Raw genomic sequence first — 20,118 nt, 5'->3', positions numbered from 1 at the left:
GGCTCTCCCCCGAACGCTTCTCGCTTCCTGATCACCATGCGCTGGACCGTCGCCGACATCCCTGACCAGTCCGGCCGCATCGCCCTGGTCACCGGGGCCAACAGTGGCCTGGGCCTGGAAACCGCCCGGGCCCTGGCGGCCCGGGGCGCCACCGTGCTGCTGGCCTGCCGTTCCCTCGCCAGGGCGGAGCAGGCCCGCGAGCAGCTGCTCACCGCCGCAGCCTCCACCGGCGCCCTCGACCTGGTGCCCCTGGATCTGGCCGATCTGGCCAGCGTGGCCGCCGCCGCCGCCACCGTCGCCGAGCGCTACGGCCGCCTCGACCTGCTGATCAACAACGCCGGCGTCATGGCGCCGCCCCGGACCCTCACCCGCCAGGGTTTCGAGCTCCAGTTCGGCACCAACCACCTGGGCCACGTCGCCCTCACCCTCGCCCTGCTGCCCCTCCTGCGCGACCGGCCCGGCGCCCGGGTGGTCACCGTCACCTCCGGGGCCCAGTACTTCGGTCGCATCGCCTTCGACGATCTCCAGGGCGAGCGCCGCTACGACCGCTGGCGGGCCTACGGCCAGAGCAAGCTGGCCAATGTGATGTTCGCCCTGGAGCTGCAGCGGCGCCTCGCCGAGCAGGGCGGCCCCGTCCTGTCGCTGGCGGCCCACCCCGGCTTCGCCCGCACCAACCTCCAGCCCGCCTCGATCGCCGCCACCGGCTCCTGGATCGAGCCCCTGGCCTACCGGCTGATGGATCCGCTGTTCCAGAGCGCCGCCATGGGGGCCCTGCCCCAGCTGTTCGCCGCCACGGCCCCCGAGGCCAGGCCGGGTGGCCACTACGGCCCCGACCAGTGGGGCGGCCTGCGGGGCTGGCCCACGGAGGTGCGCATCGCCCCGGCCGCCCTTGATGCCGACCAGTGCCGGCGCCTCTGGGACGTGAGCCTGGAGCTCTGCGCCGCCGCCGCCCCCTTGCCGGCCCTGGCCTGAGCCTGTCCCAGGGCCATCCCCCGTAGACTCATCGGCTGCCGACCGCCCCCCATGCCCCGTGCCCGCGTCGGATCCTCCAGCAAGAGCGCGGCTCCCGGCAACGGCACCTCCGGCAAGCTCCCGGAGGATGCCGCCCCCTCTCCCGACATCGCCCTGCGCACCCTCACCGGCGGCAGCCTCGAGGACGTGATCCGGGTCCGCGGGGCCCGGCAGCACAACCTGCGCAACGTCGATCTCACCATCCCGCGCAACCGGATGGTGGTGTTCACCGGCGTGAGCGGCAGCGGCAAGAGCTCCCTCGCCTTCGACACGATCTTCGCCGAGGGCCAGCGGCGCTACGTGGAGAGCCTCTCCGCCTACGCCCGCCAGTTCCTCGGCCAGGTGGACAAGCCGGACGTGGATGCGATCGAGGGGCTCTCGCCCGCCATCTCGATCGACCAGAAGTCCACCAGCCACAACCCCCGCTCCACCGTCGGCACGGTCACGGAGATCCAGGACTATCTGCGCCTCCTCTACGGCCGCGCCGGCGAACCCCACTGCCCCCAGTGCGACCGCTCGATCAAGCCCCAGTCCATCGATGAGATGGTGGACCAGATCCTCACCCTGCCGGAGGGCACCCGCTACCAGCTGCTGGCGCCGGTGGTGCGGGGCAAGAAGGGCACCCACGTGAAGCTGCTGGCCGGCCTGGTGGCCGAGGGCTTCGCCCGGGTGCGGATCAACGGCGAGGTGCGCGAGCTGGCCGACAACATCGAGCTCGACAAGAACCACGCCCACCACATCGAGGTGGTGGTCGACCGGCTGGTGGCCCGCGAGGGCATCAACGAGCGGCTCACCGATTCCCTGCGCACCGCCCTCAAGCGGGGCGAGGGCCTGGCCCTGGTGGAGGTGGTGCCCAAGGCCGACGAACCCCTGCCCGAGGGGGTGGAGCGCGAGCGGCTCTACTCCGAGAACTTCGCCTGCCCCGTGCACGGGGCGGTGATGGAAGAGCTCTCGCCCCGCCTGTTCTCCTTCAACAGCCCCTACGGCGCCTGCCCCGACTGCCACGGCATCGGCCACCTGCGCAAGTTCACGGTGGAGCGGGTGGTGCCCGATCCCTCCCTGCCGGTGTACGCCGCCATCGCCCCCTGGAGCGACAAGGAGAACAGCTACTACTTCTCCCTGCTGTTCAGCGTCGGCGAGGCCTTCGGCTTCGAACTCAAGACCCCCTGGAACCAGCTCACCGACGCCCAGCGCACGGTGCTGCTGCACGGCAGCCAGGAGCCGATCGCCATCAAGGCCGACAGCCGCTACCGCAAGAGCGAGGGCTATGTGCGGCCCTTCGAGGGGATCCTGCCGATCCTGGAGCGCCAGCTGCGCGATGCCAGCGGCGAATCCATGCGCCAGAAGCTGGAGAAGTACCTGGAGCTGGTGCCCTGCGCCAGCTGCCACGGCCTGCGGCTGCGCCCCGAAGCCCTGGCGGTGCGGGTGGGCCCCTATGCCATCCATGAACTCACCTCCGTGAGCGTGGCCGACAGCCTGGAGCGGATCGAGGCCCTGATGGGGGTGGGTGCCCATGAAGGGGCCGAGCCCCTGCTCAGCAGCCGCCAGATCCAGATCGGCGACCTGGTGCTGCGGGAGATCCGCATGCGGCTGAAGTTCCTGCTCGATGTCGGCCTGGATTACCTGAGCCTGGATCGGCCCGCCATGACCCTCTCCGGCGGGGAGGCCCAGCGGATCCGCCTGGCCACCCAGATCGGTGCCGGCCTCACCGGCGTTCTGTACGTGCTCGACGAGCCCAGCATCGGCCTGCACCAGCGCGACAACGACCGCCTGCTGGCCACCCTCACCAAGCTGCGCGACCTGGGCAACACCCTGATCGTGGTGGAGCACGACGAGGACACGATCCGCGCCGCCGATTACCTGGTGGACATCGGTCCCGGCGCCGGCGTCCATGGCGGCCACATCGTGGCCGAGGGCACCCTCGAGAACCTGCTGGCCGCCGAGGCTTCCCTCACCGGGGCCTACCTGAGCGGTCGCCGCTCCATCCCCACCCCCGCCGAGCGCCGCGATGCCGGCAGCCGCCGGCTCACCCTGGTGAACTGCAGCCGCAACAACCTCCAGGGCATCGACGTGGAGATCCCCCTCGGCCGGCTGGTGTGCGTCACCGGGGTGAGCGGCAGCGGCAAGAGCACCCTGGTGAACGAGCTGCTGCACCCGGCCCTCGAGAACCGCCTCGGCATGAAGGTGCCCTTTCCCACCGGACTCGAGGAGCTGCGGGGCATCAAGGCGATCGACAAGGTCATCGTCATCGACCAGTCGCCGATCGGCCGCACCCCCCGCTCCAACCCCGCCACCTACACCGGCGCCTTCGATCCCATCCGCCAGGTGTTCGCCGCCACGGTGGAGGCGAAGGCCCGCGGCTACCAGGTGGGCCAGTTCAGCTTCAACGTCAAGGGCGGCCGCTGTGAGGCCTGCAGCGGCCAGGGGGTGAATGTGATCGAGATGAACTTCCTCCCCGACGTCTATGTCCAGTGCGATGTCTGCAAGGGGGCCCGCTACAACCGCGAGACCCTGCAGGTGACCTTCCGGGGCCACACCATCGCCGATGTGCTGGAGATGACGGTGGAGCAGGCCGCCGAGGTGTTCGCCGCCATCCCCCAGGCCGGTGACCGCCTCAGCACCCTGGTGGACGTGGGCCTCGGCTACATCAAGCTGGGCCAGCCCGCCCCCACCCTCTCCGGCGGTGAAGCCCAGCGGGTGAAGCTGGCCACCGAGCTCTCCCGCCGCGCCACCGGCAAGACCCTCTACCTGATCGACGAACCCACCACGGGCCTGAGCTTCTACGACGTCCACAAGCTGATGGACGTGATGCAGCGTCTGGTGGACAAGGGCAATTCGATCCTGGTGATCGAGCACAACCTGGATGTGATCCGCTGCGCCGACTGGCTGGTCGACCTGGGGCCGGAGGGCGGTGACAAGGGGGGCCAGATCGTGGCCGTCGGCACCCCCGAAACCGTGGCCGAGAACCCTGCCAGCCACACCGGCCGCTACCTGCGGCACGTGCTGGAGCAGCATCCCCCCATCCCCCTCGCGGCCTGACCCATGGCTGAACTCACCCCCGCCCAGGCGGCCCTGCTGCGCATCGTCTGCACCGTCGCCTGGGCCGACGGCGAATGCTCCAAGGCGGAGCGGGAGCTGCTGGCCGAACAGATGGCCACCCAGCTGCACGGCGGCAGCCCCGAGAGCTTCGGCGACGCGCAGCTGGAGGCCTTCCTGGCCGAGCGGCTGCCGGTCTCCGGCCTGGACGACCTGGTCACCCAGCTCCCGGGCTCCGACGACCGCCAGCTGGCGCTGAAGCTCAGCTACATGATGGTGCGGGTGGGGCGGCGTTCCCCGGCGGAGCCCAGCATCAACGCCCAGGAACGGGTGGCCTACCGCCACCTGGTGGAGCTGCTGGGCCTGGAGGACGCCAGGATCCAGGAGATCGAGTGGGCGGCGGAGGCCGACCTGCCGAAAAAGGAGGGGCTGGCCCAGCTGCTGGCCGAGCTCACCGCCGGCTGGCGCAGCCCGGATGACGGCCGGGGCCCGGCCGCCTGAGGCCTCAGGGCAGGGGCTCCTCGCCGCTGCCGCCGGGGTAGGCCTGGTTGCTGTCGGGCATCCAGTAGCTGAGGTCGTTGTGCCAGTAGAGCCGGCCGGGCACCCGCTGGGTGCTCAGCTTGGTCTTGCCGAGGGCGGACATCAGCTGGGTCATCTCGATCGGCGAGAGGTCGGTGACCATGTCGTTGCCGGCGATCTCCAGCAGGGCCGGCAGCTTGGCGATCGTGGCCGGCTGGGCCAGTTTGCTGAACACCTGGGCCATCACCAGCCGCTGGCGCTCCATCCGGCCCAGGTCGCCCCGCTCGTCGTGACGGAAGCGCAGGAACCCCTCCAGTTCCTTGCCCTTCAGCAGCTGCTTGCCGGGGTAGAGGTCGATGTAGAGGCCCTGGGCGTTGTCGACGTAGTACATGCGCTTGGGCACATCCACCTCGACGCCTCCGAGGGCTTCGGCCACCTTGTTGACGGCGTCGAGGTTCACCTTGAGGTAGCGCTCCACCGGGGTACCCAGCAGGGTGCCCACTTCCGCCTTGGCGGTCTGGATGCCGCCGAGGGCGAACAGGGAGTTGGCCTTCACCACCCCCAGCTGGGGCGATTCGATGAACGTGTCCCGCGGCACCTGGGTGATGTGGGTGATGTCGCCATCGAGCCGCACGGTGAACATGACGTCGGTGTTCTCACCGACGGCATCGCGGCCGAGCACGAGGATCGGCCGGTTGTCGATCGTGAGGGGATTCAGCACCGCGCCGATGCCGCGCGAACTGGGAATCAGGCCCGCCAGGAAGGGGGCGATCCGGGCCGGCAAGGGGCCCGCCATCAAGGCTCCGACGGCGACACCGATGCCGAAGGTGACCAGGGGCCGACGCCGGGAACGCTGCGGGGCCGGGGGCCGCTGCTTCGGATCGGGCCGGGCGCCGGTCTTCTCCGGCAGCGCCACCGCCCCGAGTTCCCGCTTCTGCCGGGTCTTCCGGGAGCGAGCGAGCCTCGAGGGGGAATGGGCCTGGGTCATTGTGCTACCTGCAGGGGCGCACCATAGGGCTCAAAGCAGCGAAAATCCAGTGGTGGCGACGGTTTATCGGCTGGTCTGCACCTGCACGAGGGCCGCAGCCCCGTCGGCGCGCCGGCGGGCGTCCGCCTCATCGTCGCCGCGGGCCAGGGCCACCCCCAGGCGCCGCCAGGGCCGGGCCTCCGGTTTGCCGAAGATCAGCACCTGGGTGTCCGGCACCGCCAGGGCCTGCTCCAGCCCCCGGTAGGTGGGGCTTCCGGCACCCGGTGGCACGTCCGCTCCGGCCAGGATCACCCGTGAGGCCGCCGCTCCGAGGCTGCGGATCTCCGGAATCGGCAGCCCCAGCACCGCCCGCAGGTGCAGCTCGAATTCGCTCAGGTTCTGGCCCACCAGCGTCACCAGGCCGGTGTCGTGGGGCCGCGGCGACAGCTCGGAAAACACCACCTCCTCGGCGCCGGGCTCGCCGCAGAGGAAGAACTCCACCCCGAACAGGCCGGCGCCGCCCAGGTCGTCGGTGACGGCCTTCGCCATCGCCTGGGCCGCCGCCAGCTGCTCCTCCCCCAGCCGGGCCGGTTGCCAGCTGCACTGGTAGTCGCCCCGTTCCTGGATGTGGCCGATCGGCGGGCAGAACAGGGTGGGCCCCTGCCACTGGCGCACCGTCAGCAGGGTGATCTCCAGGCCGAAGCGCAGGAACTCCTCCACGATGACCCGCGCCCCCTCCCCGCGCGCCCCGGCCATGGCCGCCTCCCAGGCGGCTTCGATCTCCTCGGGGCCGTCCACGACGCTCTGCCCCTTGCCCGAGGAGCTCATCACCGGCTTCACCACCACCGGCCAGCCCAGGGGCGCCGCCGCCGCCGCCAGTTCGTCGGCGCTTTCGGCATAGGCGAAGCGGGCGGTGCGCAGCCCCAGCCCGCCGGCGGCCAGGTCCCGGATGCGGTCGCGATTCATCGTCACCGCCGTGGCCCGGGCGGTGGGAATCACCGTGAGACCCTCCGCCTCCAGTTCGGCCAGGGCATCCACCGCCAGGGCCTCGATCTCCGGAATCACCACGTCGGGCTGATGGCGCCGCACCACTGCCTTGAGGGCCTCGGGGTCGGCCATGGCCACCACCTCGCTCACCTGCGCCACCGCCATGGCGGGGGCACCGGCGTAGCGGTCGACAGCGATGACGCGGCAGCCGAGCCGCTGGGCGGCGATGGCCACCTCCTTGCCCAGTTCGCCGCTGCCCAGCAGCATCACCGTCCGCGGGAAGGGGGAAGGGCCTGGTGCCATGGCTGCGGTGCGGATCAGGCGATCCTGACGCGGCACCTGCCCCTTCCCCTAACGTGCCGCGATGCCCGCGGCTCTCCCCTTGCTCCCCCAGAGCTTCGGCCCCCTGGCCCCCCGAACCCTCGCCTTCAGCACCGCCGGTGACGCGGCCAACGGGCTGCTGCCCTTCGGCTGGAACGTGACCGACTTCCAGACCTGGACGCTGGTCTACCTCGGGGTGTCGTCCCTGGCGTTCGTGCTGGTGTGGCTGGTGGGATACCTGCGCCGCTGAGGGGCCCCGCCCTCAGGCGCCGGACTCGTCCAGCAGGGTGAGCTGGCTTTCGGCCGATTCCTCGCTCACGAAGCCGTACGCCCCGAACACCGCCGGATCGGGGTGGGTGATGCGCTGCCCCTCCGGGTGACGCTCCACCTTGAAGCCCTCATCGGCCATGCGGCGCATCAGGGCGGCCGCCTCCTCAAAGCGCGCCGCCATGGCCTCCAGGCTGGCGCAGTCGGCGGTGAGACCCGTTTCCTTCCAGGTGAAGTAGGCCATGGTGGTGACGTCCTGAAAAGGATTCGTTCTTAAAAGGATCTTGGACCAAGTTTAGTTCGAGCCGAACGGCTGGTGTGTCGGTGGTGTGTGTCGATTGATGGAGCTTCCCTTGTGGGGGATAAACCAGTCGACCGTGAGCCAGATCGCCAGGTCCCTGCAGGACATTCTTCCGGCACGGGTGGCCTGATCCTTTGCCGTTCTGTTGGCCGTGATCCGCCCCTCCACCACCTGGCAGTCCTTTCATCAAGGCACTAGATTTCGCGCCGAAAAAAGTTTTGAGCCTTCTTCCGGTGCCATCACGCTCGTCGCCAAACGCCGATCTGTTCGGTCAACCGAGTTCCAGCGATTGATCGTTCGATGCTGTTCCAGGAGCTTCCGTCAACAGACGATGAGTGTGGCGGCAGGCCACGGGCGCGGATGGTCCCCTGTGGCCGCTGGCGCGCTCAGTTCCACGTCAGCGGCAGCGTTGCAGTCCTGCCCCTGGCTCTGTTGGCCGGGGGTGTCATCGGCGTGACCAGCGCTTCGGCACAGGTTGTCAACACCGGCACGTTGACCGGGACCGCGGGGACAGCCGGTGCGGCGGGTCTGCCGGGCACCCCCGGCCCGGCCGGTTCCAACGGCAACGAGGGAGGGGCCGGTGGTCCCGGCGGCAACGGCAGCCTGGGTGCTGCCGGCGGCGCCGGTGGAGATGGTCAGACGGGCACCAACACGTCCATCACAAATTCCAGATCCATTAATGGCGGCAGTGGTGGGACTGGCGGTGCTGGCGGCGCCGGCGGCGACGGCGGCACCGGTGGTGTGGCCAGTGGCGCAGGTGGTTTTGGTGGCACCGGTGGGATCGGCGGCCGCGGTAACGACGGGGGCGCTGGCGGCAATGGCGGGGCTGGCGTCTCCGGGACCGGCCTCCTGATCGAGAACACAGGAAGCATCACAGGCGGCGCAGGAGCTGGCGGAGGGGCTGGCGGCTCTGGTGGCCGCGGTGGCAGCGGCGGCCAGGGCACGCCTCCGGCCATTCGGGGCGGCGCTGGTGGCAACGGCGGCGTTGGTGGCAACGGGGGCGCAGGCGGCAATGGCGGGGCTGGTGTCTCCGGCTCCGATCTCTCGATCAACAACACAGGAACCATCACGGGCGGCGCTGGCGGCGCTGGCGGCGCTGGCGGCGTTGGCCGCGCTGGCGGTGCTGGTGGCAGCGGCGGGTCTGGCCCCACGAATGGATCAAGCGGCTCCTCGGGGGGTGCGGGTGTTGCTGGCGCCAGAGGGATTGGCGCGGCTGGCATCTCCCTGACGGGGGGCACGAACACGATCACCAACGGATCCAGTGCAACGATCCGGGGCGGGAGCGGGGGCACAGGTGGTGACGGCATCAACCTGAGCGGCGGCACGACCGCAATCACCAACCTTGGCACCATTGTTCGTGGCGTGGCCTTCACGAGCTACAGCGTCCGGCTGAGCGGGGATGCGCGTGTCAGTGTGCTGACCAATGCGCAGGCCAGCTCCCCGCTGACCTACTTCGGAGCGTTGCCGGGCACCTACAACGTGGTTGTCCAGTCACTTTCAAACCGGGGCAGACTTTCGGTGTTCGAGCCATCTGGAACGATGACCTTCGGCATCGATGCATCGTCAAGTCTTGCTGTCAACCGCTATACGAACATCCTCACCGGTTTGGCCGCTTCTGCCATCACAAATGAAGACACACAGTTTGCATTCGGTCTGTTGTCGTGGCGCCTCAGCGCCGGATCGGAAGCGAATAGCTGGGATCTGATCGTCTCTACAAAGATCAATCCCAGCCAGACGTATCATGAGGCGAGCCAACTTGGGGCTGGCCTGCTGCCGGATTTTGAGAGCGGCACGCTGAGGGTGGACCAGGCCAACGGCAGTTACGCGCAGAACTTCACACTCGACGCCTCATCCACCAACCGGATCGATCAGTACGGAAACGCGGCCACCTTCTCTGGGGTGCTCTCCGACGCCGTCGCCGGAACGGCGGGCAACCTGGCCATTGTCAATTCTGCTTCGGGCGGTCGAACCACCTTCACGGGCGCGAATACCTACACCGGCACCACGACGATCGAGAACGGCGCGACGCTGGAGATCGGCAATGGCGGCACCACCGGCTCCATCAGCAACGCATCCAATATCATCAACAACGCAAGTCTTGTCTTCAATCGTAGCAACGACTATACCTACACCGGTGTTGTATCAGGAACTGGGCGCCTGATCCAATCTGGTGGTGGTGTCCTGAACTTGAATGGCATCAATCTCTATACTGGCAGTACCACGGTTGCCGCTGGAAGCGGCTTGGCGGTGAATGGTTCCATCGCCGCTTCTTCTGGGTTAACCGTGAATGCCGGTGCCACGATTAAGGGTACTGGAACGTTGCCTGCCACGTCGGTGCTTTCTGGGGCTATTCTTGCCCCCGGAAATTCCATTGGCACGCTCACTTTCAATGGCGACCTCAGCTTAAGTAGTGGATCAATCAGTAGCTTCGAGGTTGGAGTAGCCAGTGCAGACCAGGTGGTATCCACTGGATCTATCGCCCTGGGAGGAACACTGAATCTCAATTTTGGAAACTTCGATGGCGCGCCACTATCGAGCTATACCTTATTCTCCGCGCCAACGATTAGCTCTCAATTCTCATCGATCAATGCGACCGGCCTTTCGTCGTTCTTCAGCTACGGAATCCAATACACCGGTAATAGCGTGCTCCTTTCGGTGTTGCGGGGTATGGCCACCGGGACAACAACCGACATTACCAATGTCAACAGTACGATCTTTTCGGGTGGCACGTTGGTTGTGAATAGTCCAGGCCTGTATACGCAGAATTGGTTGCTTGGAGCCGAGGCCACAAGCACGGTTGACCTCGATGGCAATCGCTCCGTGTTCAGCGGGATCTTCTCTGATTTAACTCCAGGTCAGGCTGGGAGTATCACGTTCTCTAATCCCGGGTTTCTCTCTCTTACGGGCAATAGCACCTACACAGGTTCAACAACGGTTGCCAACGGCGCCACGCTATCGGTCAACGGGTCCATTGCTTCATCCTCCGAGTTGACCGTCCAGCCAGGCAGCACCATTGGTGGTTCCGGCAGCTTGCCTCAAACCAACCTGGTTGCAGGAGCCCAGATTTCGCCTGGCAATTCGATCGGCACGATCACGGCGGCGGGTCTCCGTCTGAACGGCGGCACCATCAACGCTGAAATCCAAGGCCCCCAGAACGACAAGATCAGCGTGATCGGTGACGTGACCAACGTCGCCGGCAGTGTCAATCTGATGGCCTATGGCGGCGGCAGCCCCTGGCCGAACTTCAGTTACAACATCATCACAGCCGGCAATGGCTTTGCAACAAGCAACAGCCTCACACTCAATCCGTCCGGTATCAGCAGTGCCCTCCTGACTTACGGCACCAACCTGGTTCAAGAAGCGGATGGCAATGCGTCCTCCTTCGATGTGCAGTGGCAACCCAGGAATGGCTCCGGGGCTACCGCTTCGGCACTCTCCAGCTTGGGCAAGGGTCAGCGGAATCAGTTGGCCATGGCGGGTGCCTTTGACCGTGTCTTCGCCTCCCTGGCTACGGCGGCTGGCAACCAACCGGGAACCACCACAGGTGCCAATGCCACAGGGACTGCGATCGGTACGACGGGGTTCACAACAGGGCAGGCTGCGGCAGCGGGTGTCAGCAGTGACTTCCTCACCGCCACCTCCGAGCTCCTGGGCTTGACTTCAGGCAGTCAGCTTGCGGCGGCGATTGACTCTCTCTCACCGGAGCCCTATGCGGCTTACCAGGCTGTTGGCCTGGCGACCCTCAAGCGTCAGCGCGAGCTGTTGTTTTCGCTCGCTGGCAACTGCCAGAGCCATGGCTGGTTGATCAACGGCCCGGAGACCAGGAATGGGCAAGCCCCAGAACGTCCCGTGTGTGTCTTTGCTCAAGCCTCGAATACGACAAGCAGCATCAGGGGGCAGGAGGGTCTTTCCTCCTATGACGCTGGCATTTTTTCCTCCGTTTTTGGTCTGGAGTATGCGCTTTCCAGGCAGTGGAGTGTTGGCGCTGCCTACGGCTATGGAACCTCCAATCTCGATGACATGAGTCTGACGTCGGCCAATGTCAGCGCCGATGTCAATGGTGGTGCCTTCTACGCCGTCTATCGACCCACGGAGCGGTGGACCATCAAGGGTTTGCTCGGCTACAGCAGCTTTGCTGTCGACGGCAGCCGCAACGTGGCCTCCATCGGAAATGGCTCAACGATCCATGGGGCCACCGCTGCCAAGGGCTACACCGCGGCGATCCATGCCTCCTACGACATCCTCATCAACGCCGGCCAGGGGAATGGATCGATGCGGCTCAAACCCATTGCTGGTCTGGCCTGGGGCGGCTACCAGCAGAATGGGTTCACTGAATCGGATGGTGGGGCGCTGAACCTCCGTGTTGACGGCAATACGGCCAGCAGTCTGGTGGCCACCCTTGGGATGGAGTTGGCGTTCAGCCCCATCGCCTTGAGTCAGGACAAGGTTCAGAGCATCACACCCCGGTTGGCGGTGGCGTATCAGCTCGATGCACTGGCCAACAGCACTGGAAACAAGTCACTCAACGCAACCTTCGTTGCGGCGCCGAGTGCGGGCTCCTTCTCCACCCAGGGCGAAAACGGAGGGGCCAATGCCCTCACCGTTACCGGTGGTGTTGATGTTCAGCTTGCCAGGAATGCTTCTCTGTATGCAACGGTGAACTATCAAGTGGAATCCAACGGCAGTCAATTCGGCTACGGAGGCGGACTGAGGATTCAGTTCTAAACATCATGCGGTGGCAGGGGCTCAAGGCAGCAGCACCAGCCCCACCAGCACCAGGATCAGGCTGGCGCCCCACAGCCCCAGCACCACCTGCTGCTCCGCCATCCCACCGAGTTCGAAATGGTGGTGCAGCGGCGCCATGCGGAACAGGCGCCGCCCCTGGCCGTCGGGGCCCTTGGTGGCCTTGAACACCCCCACCTGCAGGATCACCGAGAGGGATTCGGCCAGGAACACCCCGCCCATCAGCAGCAGGGGCCAGAGGCTGTCCGTGAGCAGCGCCACCGAGGAGAGGGCCGCCCCCATGGCCAGGGAGCCCGTGTCGCCCATGAACACCCGCGCCGGGTGGCGGTTCTGGCTGAGGAAGCCGAGCCAGCAGCCCGCCATGGCGGTGCAGAAGGCGGCCAGCACCGGATCGCCCCCGTGCCCCCGCAGCATCAGCTGCAGCCCCATGCCGGTGAACACCACGGCGCCGCAGCCGGCGGCCAGGCCGTCGAGCCCATCGGTGAGGTTCGTGGCGTTGCTCTCGGCCAGGAACACGAACAGGGCCAGGGGCCAGATCAGCAGCCCGAGGGTCAGCACCCTGCCGAAGGGCAGCCCCAGATCACCGGGCACCCCGCCCCCCAGCCAGCCGCCCTGGTGGGCCCAGACCAGGAAGCCGACGGCGGCCAGGGCCTGGAGCAGCAGCTTGCCCCGGGGGCTCAGGCCCGTGTTGGTGCGCCGGGTGAGGCTGCGCCAGTCGTCGACAGCGCCGATCGCCATGTAGGCCAGGGTGACCGCCGCCACCGCCAGCGGGCGGGGATCCTCCGGGCTGATCAGCCCCCCCACCAGCACCCCCACGGGGACCACCAGCAGGCCCCCCATGGTGGGGGTGCCCGCCTTGCTGTGGTGGGCCTGGGGCCCCTCATCGCGGATCACCTGGCCGAGCTTCAGGGCCCGCAGCCGCGGCACCCCGAGGGCCGCCACCCCGGCGCTGACCAGGGCCGCCACCACCAGCGGCAGGGTCAGCATGGAATTGGCCACCAGGGCATCGCTGGCCAGGCAGGCGCCCAGCAGGATCAGGGCGAGCAGGGCCGCAGGGAGGCGGCCGTCGCGGGAGGCCATCGGAAACGCTGCAGGGTGGAGCCGGCGCGGGCCGTCAGTCCTCCCAGTCTTCCTCCGAGGGCTCGTCGGCCGGGTTGTAATCCTCCTTCTCGCCCATCAGCGCCGACAGCTCCTCCTCCTCCACCGTGCTCACATCGGTGCTGGCGGTCTCCTCGTCGGCGACCAGGCGGCCGCTGGCCTCCAGCAGGCTCAGCAGGTCGGGCTCATCCCGCAGCGGCAGCACCGGCGCCGGCTCGTTGCGCCGGTAGCGGGTCAGGGAGGGGTTGATGGTGTCGAGAATGCTCATGCCGTCAGGCTGGGTCGTCAAGGACCGACTCACCACTCTATCGCGCCGCCCCCATGACCCCGTCCAAGTTCCTGGAGGTGGGCCGGCTCTGGTCGGCGGCTCTCCTGCTCAGCACCCTGCTGGCCGCCGCCGGCCTGCGCTGGCCCCAGCCCCTGCCGGTCCAGCCGGCGGTGGTGGCCGCCCTGGTGCTGGGGCCGCCCCTGCTGCTGGCCCTGGTGGTGCTGCTGCGCTGGCGGCTGCCGCCGGCGGACCAGGGGGGAGAATGACCCCCAGGCGCCAGAATCGGGCGCCACAGCGCAGGAGCGGCACGGATGGCGACGTTGGGGCAGCAGGGGGCGGGCGCTGAACAGCCCGGGGGCATGCCGCGTGCCGAGCGGGTGGTGCTCGCCTATTCCGGTGGTGTCGACACCAGCGTCTGCATCCCTTACCTGATGCGCGAGTGGGGGGTGAAGGAGGTGATCACCTTCGCCGCCGACCTCGGCCAGGGCGATGAACTCGAGCCGATCCGCCTCAAGGCCCTGGCGGCCGGCGCCAGCCAGTCGCGGGTGGACGACCTGATCGACCCCTTCATCCGCGAGTTCGCCTTCCCGGCCATCCGCGCCAACGCCCTCTACGAGGGGCGCTACCCCCTCTCCACGGCCCTGGCCCGCCCCCTGATCGCCCGCCGCCTCGTCGAGGTGGCCCGCGAGGTGGGGGCCGACGCGGTGGCCCACGGCTGCACCGGCAAGGGCAACGACCAGGTGCGCTTCGACGTCGCCATCGGCGCCCTGGCCCCCGACCTCAAGGTGCTGGCCCCGGCCCGGGAGTGGGGCATGAGCCGGGAAGAGACGATCGCCTACGGCGAGCGCTGCGACATCCCGGCGCCGGTGAGCAAGAAATCCCCCTACTCGATCGACCTCAACCTGCTGGGCCGCAGCATCGAGGCCGGCCCCCTGGAGGATCCGATGGTGGAGCCGCCGGAGGAGGTCTTCGCCATGACCCGGTCGGTGGCGGACGCCCCGGCCGAGGGCCAGGTGGTGGAGATCGCCTTCGAGCAGGGCAATCCGGTGGCGATCGACGGCGAGCGCCTCGATCCGGTGGCCCTGATCCGGCGGGCCAATGCCCTGGCGGGGGCCCATGGCTTCGGCCGCCTCGACATGATCGAGAACCGGGTGGTGGGCATCAAGAGCCGGGAGATCTACGAGACCCCGGGCCTGCTGCTGCTGATCCGCGCCCACCAGGAGCTGGAGAGCCTCACCCTGGCCGCCGACGTGCTGCGCTACAAGCGCCAGATCGAGATGAGCTGGGCGGATCTGGTGTACCAGGGCCTCTGGTTCGGACCCCTCAAGGACGCCCTCGACGGCTTCCTCGACCGCACCCAGGCCACGGTCAACGGCCTGGTGCGGATCCGGCTCCAGAAGGGCAGCGCCACCGTGGTGGGGCGCTCCAGCGCCAGCGACAGCCTTTACGTGCCCGATATGGCCACCTACGGCGCCGAAGACCTCTTCGACCACCGGGCCGCCGAGGGCTTCATCTACGTGTGGGGGATGCCTACGCGGTTATGGGCCGCCCGTCGTCGTGGCGACTGATCTTCTGGGGTGCCCCTCCACCGCCGCGTCCCTCCCGATCCGAGCGGCTGGCGGCGTCCGGGCCGCCCAGCCGCAGGGCCCGCTTCAGGGCCTGACCCCAGCCCTGCTTCCTGGCCACGGTGGGCACCAGCAGGGGCTGGGAGCGGCCTGAACCGGGGGGCGGTCCGTCGGCCGCGGCGGGGTTGAGGCTGTAGAGCCGATCCCGCAGGGACTGGTTGTCGGCGAGCAGGTGCTTCTGGTGCTCCATCACCGTGGCCAGGCGCTGCTGGAACTTGCGCTCGAAGATCTCCGGCAGGTCCTCCAGCATTTCGTGCAGGGCCTTCAACTCATCGCGGGCGGCGGCCAGCTCCATCTCCAGCTGCTGGGCGTCGGGGCCGGTGGTGGTGATGGCCAGGCTGGTGGGGCTGGCGGTGGCGGGGCCAGGGGTGGCCGCCGTGGCTGTGGCCGGCGGGGGGGCGGTCGGCATGGCAGGGCCGAGGTCGTCAGCGACGGGCTCGGCGACGATGGGGGCCGGATCGTGGGCGGCGGGGACGTCGCCGAAACTGAAGCTGGCGGGCGGTGGCACCGGTACGGGGGCCACCGGCTGGCCGGGCGTCAGCACACTGGCGGCCGGCGGCGGCGGACTGGAGGGCCAGCTGGAAGGGGGGAAGGCCGGCTGGGCCGGCAGTCCGCGCGACGCCGGTCTGCCTTCCGGGCCGGCCTCATCGCCGTCCGTGGACCTGTCCGTCGCCGTCATCGCCTGGCACCCATTGGGCGGACTTTAGGCCCAGGGAACAGGGGAGAACAAGCCGACTCAGGCCGTCGCCGCTTCGGTGGGAGCCACCTCGACCGCCGCGCCGGGGACGCTGCGGGGCGGGGGCATGGGACCGTCCTGAATGACGGTGAGGTAGCGGATCACGTCCTCGGAGAGACGCATGGCCCGCTCCAGCACGGCCACCTGCTGGCCGTCGCCGCTGTGGTTGAGCTGCACATAGATGCCTTCCCGATGCTTGGCGATCGGGTAGGCCAGGCGGCGCTTGCCGCGCATCTGGGTGTCGAGCACTTCGGCGCCGGCCTCGACGACGATGTCGCGGTACTTGGCGACGTGGGTCTCGACTTCCTCCTCCGGGATGTCCGGCCGGAGGATGTACATCGTTTCGTAATAGGGCTGCGTCATGGTCGCCTGTGGAGGGGCTGATGGGCACCGGGGCCCGTCAGCGACGGATCCAAGACCCTATCGCAGCGCCGTGGCTCCCTCCGGCGGAGCTGCTCAGTAGAGCTGCATCCGCACCGCCTCGGAGACGGTGGGGATGTCGGCCTCCTTGCCCCGCAGGCTCTGGACCACGGAGAACAGCACCAGCAGCACCGTGCCCAGGAAGATCGTGTTGGAGAGGGTGCGGACGGCGAAGCCGGCGCCGAGGGGTGCCAGCACCGTGTCGAAGGCCAGGCTGAGCAGCACCAGCACGATGTCGATCAGGATCGCCTGCAGCACGTTGAAGCGGATCGGGTAGGGCACCCGGGGGTTGCGCACCACCAGCAGGAACAGCAGCAGGAACAGCACCAGGCCACCGAAGGGGACGGCCTGCTCCAGAATCACCAGGGGCAGGGCCGGCAGCGCCAGCCACTGCAGCAGCGGGAACATGTCGAACAGGGCCTGCCCGAAGCGCAGGGCATCGCTCAGGGGCAGCAAATAGGCCAGGGCTCCCAGCAGCCGCTGCCAGATCGGGGGACCTTCCATGGGGGCGCTGGCTCGGGGGCGGACGGTTCCCGCAGGCTAGGGGGGCCCCAGCCGGGCCAGGGCGGCCTCCCGCATGGCGATCACCGGCACGTCCCGCCGGCCGCTCCAGAGCCGCAGGGAGGCGGCCCCCTGCTGCACCAGCATCTCCAGGCCGTCGATGGTGCGGCAGCCCCGGGTGCCTGCCAGGCGCAGCAGGGCCGTGGGCCGAGGTGTGTAGATCAGGTCGTAGACCGTGGCGGCCGGTCGCAGCAGGGCCACCTGCTCCGGGGTCAGGGGCGAGCGGCCCGCCGCCGCCGGATCCCCGCCGGAGGCCATGCCCACCGGGCTGGTGTTCACCACCAGGTCGGCGCCCGCCAGCGCCGCGGCCAGGGGATCTGCCCGGTCGGCCATTGCGGAGTCCCAGGCCAGGGGCTCCAGGCCGGGGGCCCAGTCGGCGCAGGAGGCGACGAAGTGCTCCAGGCGGGTGCTGTCACGGCCCGCCACCCGGATGCGGTTCACGCCGAGCTCCACCAGGCCCGCCACCACCGCCCGGGCGCTGCCGCCGCAGCCCAGCACCAGGGCCTCGCGGGCGGCCAGGTCGCGCAGCGGCGCCAGGAACCCCTCCACATCGGTGTTGGTGCCCAGCCAGCCGCCGCCGTCCCGTCGCACCAGGGTGTTCACAGCCCCCAGCCGCCGCGCCAGGGGGGTCAGTTCCTGGGCCAGGGCGGCGGCGGCCTGCTTGTGGGGCAGGGTGACGTTTAGGCCGCGGCAGTCGATCGCCTCCAGGCCCTCCAGCACCACGGCCAGGTCTGCCGCCGCCACCGGCAGGGCCAGGTAGACCCAGTCAAGGCCGAGGGCGGCGAGGGCGGCGTTGTGCATCGCCGGCGAGAGGGAGTGGCGCACCGGATCCCCCAGCACCCCCGCCAGGGCGGTGCCGCCACCGATCGCCGGTGCTGCCTGGGGGGTCGCCATGGGCTCGGGTGAGCAGCTGCCGCCCGACCGTAGATCCCCCGGATCCCAGGCTCCGACAGGCCCAGACCCGCCTCCCGGTACGGCACCGGTTCGGGAACCACCCCTCGCCTGGGTGAACCCTGGATGCGGAAGATGGCTCCAGTCAGAACTTCATCCACACCAGGAGGTGGTCATCCATGGGCAAGGTCGTCGGTATTGACCTCGGCACCACGAACAGCTGCGTCGCCGTGATGGAGGGCGGCAAGCCCACGGTGATCGCCAACGCCGAGGGCTTCCGCACGACGCCGTCGGTGGTGGCCTACACCAAGAACCAGGACAAGCTGGTCGGACAGATCGCCAAGCGCCAGGCGGTCATGAACCCGGAGAACACCTTCTATTCCGTCAAGCGGTTCATCGGCCGTCGGGTGGATGAGGTGAACGAGGAGTCGAAGGAAGTCAGCTACGGCGTCGAGAAGGCCGGCGCCAACGTCAAGATCAAGTGCCCGGTGCTCAGCAAGCAGTTCGCCCCCGAGGAGATCTCGGCCGAAGTGCTGCGCAAGCTGGCCGAGGACGCCGGCAAGTACCTGGGTGAAACCGTCACCCAGGCGGTGATCACCGTTCCGGCCTACTTCAACGACTCCCAGCGCCAGGCCACCAAGGACGCCGGCAAGATCGCCGGCCTCGAGGTGCTGCGCATCATCAACGAGCCCACCGCGGCCGCCCTGGCCTACGGCCTGGATCGCAAGAGCAACGAGCGCATCCTCGTCTTCGACCTCGGCGGCGGCACCTTCGACGTCTCCGTGCTGGAAGTGGGCGACGGTGTCTTCGAAGTGCTCTCCACCAGCGGTGACACCCATCTCGGCGGCGACGACTTCGACAAGGTGATCGTCGATCACCTGGCCGACAGCTTCAAGGCCAACGAGGGCATCGACCTGCGCCAGGACAAGCAGGCTCTGCAGCGCCTCACCGAGGCGGCCGAGAAGGCCAAGATCGAACTCTCCAGCGCCACCCAGGCCGAGATCAATCTGCCCTTCATCACCGCCACCCCCGAGGGCCCCAAGCACCTCGACCTCACCCTCACCCGGGCCAAGTTCGAGGAGCTGGCCTCCAAGCTGATCGACCGCTGCCGGGTGCCGGTGGAGCAGGCGCTCAAGGACGCCAAGCTCTCCACCAGCGAGCTCGACGAGATCGTCATGGTGGGCGGCTCCACCCGCATCCCCGCCGTGCTGGAGCTGGTCAAGCGGATCACTGGCAAGACCCCCAACCAGACCGTCAACCCCGATGAGGTGGTGGCGGTGGGTGCTGCCATCCAGGGCGGTGTGCTGGCCGGCGAGGTGAAGGACATCCTGCTGCTCGATGTCACCCCCCTCTCCCTGGGTGTGGAGACCCTCGGCGGCGTGATGACCAAGATGATCACCCGCAACACCACCATCCCCACCAAGAAGTCGGAGGTGTACTCCACCGCCGTCGACGGCCAGACGAACGTGGAGATCCACGTGCTGCAGGGCGAGCGTGAGATGGCCTCCGACAACAAGTCGCTGGGCACCTTCCGCCTCGACGGCATCCCCCCGGCCCCCCGTGGCGTGCCCCAGATCGAGGTCACCTTCGACATCGACGCCAACGGCATCCTCAGCGTCACCGCCAAGGACAAGGGCAGCGGCAAGGAGCAGAGCATCTCGATCACCGGCGCCTCCACCCTCAGCGACAACGAAGTCGACAAGATGGTGAAGGATGCGGAGGCCAACGCCGCCGCCGACAAGGAGAAGCGGGAGAAGATCGACCTGAGGAACCAGGCCGAGACCCTCATCTACCAGTCCGAGAAGCAGCTGGGCGAACTGGGCGACAAGGTGGCCGCCGAGGACAAGGCCAAGGTGGAGGGTTTCGCCAAGGACCTCAAGGAGGCCCTCGAGAAGGACGACTCCCCGGCCATCAAGGCCAGCCTCGAGGAGCTGCAGAAAGCCCTCTATGCCGCCGGTGCCTCCGTGTACCAGCAGGCCGGGGCCGAGGGTGCCGCCGCCGGCGCCGCCCCCGGTGGCAATGGCAACGGCACCGCTTCGGCCGCCGATGACGTCATCGACGCCGAGTTCACCGAGAGCAAGTGATCCGTCGGCCGAGTGCCGCGGTTCCGACAGCCACGGCCCCCCTCTCCAGGGGGGCTTTTTTCATGGCTGCCGCAGTGTTCTGGCGCCGCTGGGGCGGGCCTCGATCTGCTCCGCCACCCAGGCGGCGCTGGCGGGAGCCAGCAGGATGCCGTTGCGGTAGTGGCCGCTCGCCAGCAGCAGCCCCGGGGCCGGCTGCTCCAGGAGGGGGGCCGGCCGGCCGACCGGGCGGGGGCGCAGGCCCTGCCAGCGACGCACCACCCGCGCCGGCCGCAGCCACGCGGGT

Annotated in this window: 18 protein-coding genes; 8 read left to right on the top strand and 10 right to left on the bottom strand. The window is 68.6% G+C overall.

Annotated features, from left to right (window positions below; genetic code table 11):
• Positions 1-36: 36 nt before the first annotated feature.
• From KBY81_RS05935 to KBY81_RS05925, 3 genes are read left to right on the top strand one after another with little or no spacing between them, the layout of a single operon-like run.
• A complete protein-coding gene (locus tag KBY81_RS05935; protein ID WP_254975933.1) occupies positions 37-972 on the top strand; it encodes an oxidoreductase in 936 nt (311 codons plus the stop codon).
• A gap of 51 nt (positions 973-1,023) precedes the next feature.
• The gene (uvrA, locus tag KBY81_RS05930) at positions 1,024-4,050 is read left to right on the top strand and encodes an excinuclease ABC subunit UvrA (RefSeq protein WP_219904372.1); all 3,027 of its coding nucleotides are present in this window, start codon (positions 1,024-1,026) and stop codon (positions 4,048-4,050) included.
• 3 nt (positions 4,051-4,053) lie between these two features.
• Positions 4,054-4,548, top strand: coding sequence for a TerB family tellurite resistance protein (locus KBY81_RS05925; protein WP_254975932.1), 495 nt, complete (start codon positions 4,054-4,056; stop codon positions 4,546-4,548).
• A 4-nt stretch (positions 4,549-4,552) separates the two neighbouring features.
• Here the strand turns inward: KBY81_RS05925 and KBY81_RS05920 are convergent, their stop codons facing one another.
• Entirely contained in the window at positions 4,553-5,554 is a 1,002-nt protein-coding gene (locus KBY81_RS05920) for an LCP family protein (RefSeq protein ID WP_254975931.1), read from the bottom strand.
• A 63-nt stretch (positions 5,555-5,617) separates the two neighbouring features.
• Positions 5,618-6,823, bottom strand: a complete 1,206-nt coding sequence (gene purT / locus KBY81_RS05915) for a formate-dependent phosphoribosylglycinamide formyltransferase (protein WP_254975930.1) — start codon at positions 6,821-6,823, stop codon at positions 5,618-5,620.
• A gap of 79 nt (positions 6,824-6,902) precedes the next feature.
• On the opposite strand from purT, the gene KBY81_RS05910 reads away from it, so the two are divergent.
• Positions 6,903-7,091 carry a 5'-phosphoribosylglycinamide transformylase gene (locus KBY81_RS05910; RefSeq protein WP_254975929.1) on the top strand — a complete coding sequence of 63 codons (189 nt, stop codon included), beginning with the start codon at positions 6,903-6,905 and terminating at the stop codon, positions 7,089-7,091.
• 12 nt (positions 7,092-7,103) lie between these two features.
• Here the strand turns inward: KBY81_RS05910 and KBY81_RS05905 are convergent, their stop codons facing one another.
• Positions 7,104-7,352, bottom strand: coding sequence for a hypothetical protein (locus KBY81_RS05905; protein ID WP_106222280.1), 249 nt, complete (start codon positions 7,350-7,352; stop codon positions 7,104-7,106).
• A gap of 357 nt (positions 7,353-7,709) precedes the next feature.
• On the opposite strand from KBY81_RS05905, the gene KBY81_RS05900 reads away from it, so the two are divergent.
• Positions 7,710-12,134, top strand: coding sequence for an autotransporter domain-containing protein (locus tag KBY81_RS05900; protein ID WP_254975928.1), 4,425 nt, complete (start codon positions 7,710-7,712; stop codon positions 12,132-12,134).
• A 21-nt stretch (positions 12,135-12,155) separates the two neighbouring features.
• Here the strand turns inward: KBY81_RS05900 and mraY are convergent, their stop codons facing one another.
• Positions 12,156-13,232, bottom strand: coding sequence for a phospho-N-acetylmuramoyl-pentapeptide-transferase (gene mraY, locus KBY81_RS05895; protein ID WP_254975927.1), 1,077 nt, complete (start codon positions 13,230-13,232; stop codon positions 12,156-12,158).
• 34 nt (positions 13,233-13,266) lie between these two features.
• On the bottom strand, positions 13,267-13,518 hold the full coding sequence (locus KBY81_RS05890; protein ID WP_015109952.1) for a DUF3134 family protein: 252 nt from the start codon (positions 13,516-13,518) through the stop codon (positions 13,267-13,269).
• A 53-nt stretch (positions 13,519-13,571) separates the two neighbouring features.
• Between KBY81_RS05890 and KBY81_RS05885 the strand changes: the two genes are divergently transcribed.
• Both KBY81_RS05885 and KBY81_RS05880 read left to right on the top strand, forming a co-directional pair.
• Positions 13,572-13,784, top strand: a complete 213-nt coding sequence (locus KBY81_RS05885; protein ID WP_181280179.1) for a hypothetical protein — start codon at positions 13,572-13,574, stop codon at positions 13,782-13,784.
• Positions 13,785-13,877: 93 nt separating this feature from the next.
• A complete protein-coding gene (locus KBY81_RS05880) occupies positions 13,878-15,086 on the top strand; it encodes an argininosuccinate synthase (RefSeq protein WP_106222286.1) in 1,209 nt (402 codons plus the stop codon).
• Here the strand turns inward: KBY81_RS05880 and KBY81_RS05875 are convergent.
• From KBY81_RS05875 to KBY81_RS05860, 4 genes are all read right to left on the bottom strand, one after another.
• Positions 15,049-15,822: a hypothetical protein gene (locus tag KBY81_RS05875; RefSeq protein WP_254975926.1), complete on the bottom strand. Its 774-nt coding sequence runs from the start codon at positions 15,820-15,822 to the stop codon at positions 15,049-15,051. The two genes, KBY81_RS05880 and KBY81_RS05875, sit on opposite strands and share 38 nt — an antisense overlap.
• Before the next feature lie 57 nt (positions 15,823-15,879).
• Positions 15,880-16,242: a 30S ribosomal protein S6 gene (rpsF, locus tag KBY81_RS05870; protein WP_015109956.1), complete on the bottom strand. Its 363-nt coding sequence runs from the start codon at positions 16,240-16,242 to the stop codon at positions 15,880-15,882.
• Between the two features lie 93 nt (positions 16,243-16,335).
• Positions 16,336-16,803, bottom strand: a complete 468-nt coding sequence (locus KBY81_RS05865) for a Tic20 family protein (RefSeq protein ID WP_106222289.1) — start codon at positions 16,801-16,803, stop codon at positions 16,336-16,338.
• Between the two features lie 36 nt (positions 16,804-16,839).
• Positions 16,840-17,754, bottom strand: a complete 915-nt coding sequence (locus tag KBY81_RS05860) for a shikimate dehydrogenase (RefSeq protein WP_254975925.1) — start codon at positions 17,752-17,754, stop codon at positions 16,840-16,842.
• Positions 17,755-17,930: 176 nt separating this feature from the next.
• Here KBY81_RS05860 and dnaK point away from each other — a divergent pair, with 176 nt between their 5' ends.
• Positions 17,931-19,835, top strand: a complete 1,905-nt coding sequence (gene dnaK, locus KBY81_RS05855; RefSeq protein WP_254972010.1) for a molecular chaperone DnaK — start codon at positions 17,931-17,933, stop codon at positions 19,833-19,835.
• 60 nt (positions 19,836-19,895) lie between these two features.
• On the opposite strand, the gene KBY81_RS05850 is transcribed toward dnaK, so the two are convergent.
• Positions 19,896-20,118: FAD-dependent oxidoreductase (locus tag KBY81_RS05850; RefSeq protein WP_254975924.1), on the bottom strand; the 223-nt coding region annotated here is incomplete at its 5' end.

It is taken from the genome of Cyanobium sp. Lug-B, assembly GCF_024345635.1.
In the GTDB taxonomy this organism is placed as follows: Bacteria; Cyanobacteriota; Cyanobacteriia; order PCC-6307; family Cyanobiaceae; genus Cyanobium; species Cyanobium minutissimum.
This window is presented reverse-complemented; position numbering and strand designations above follow the sequence as displayed.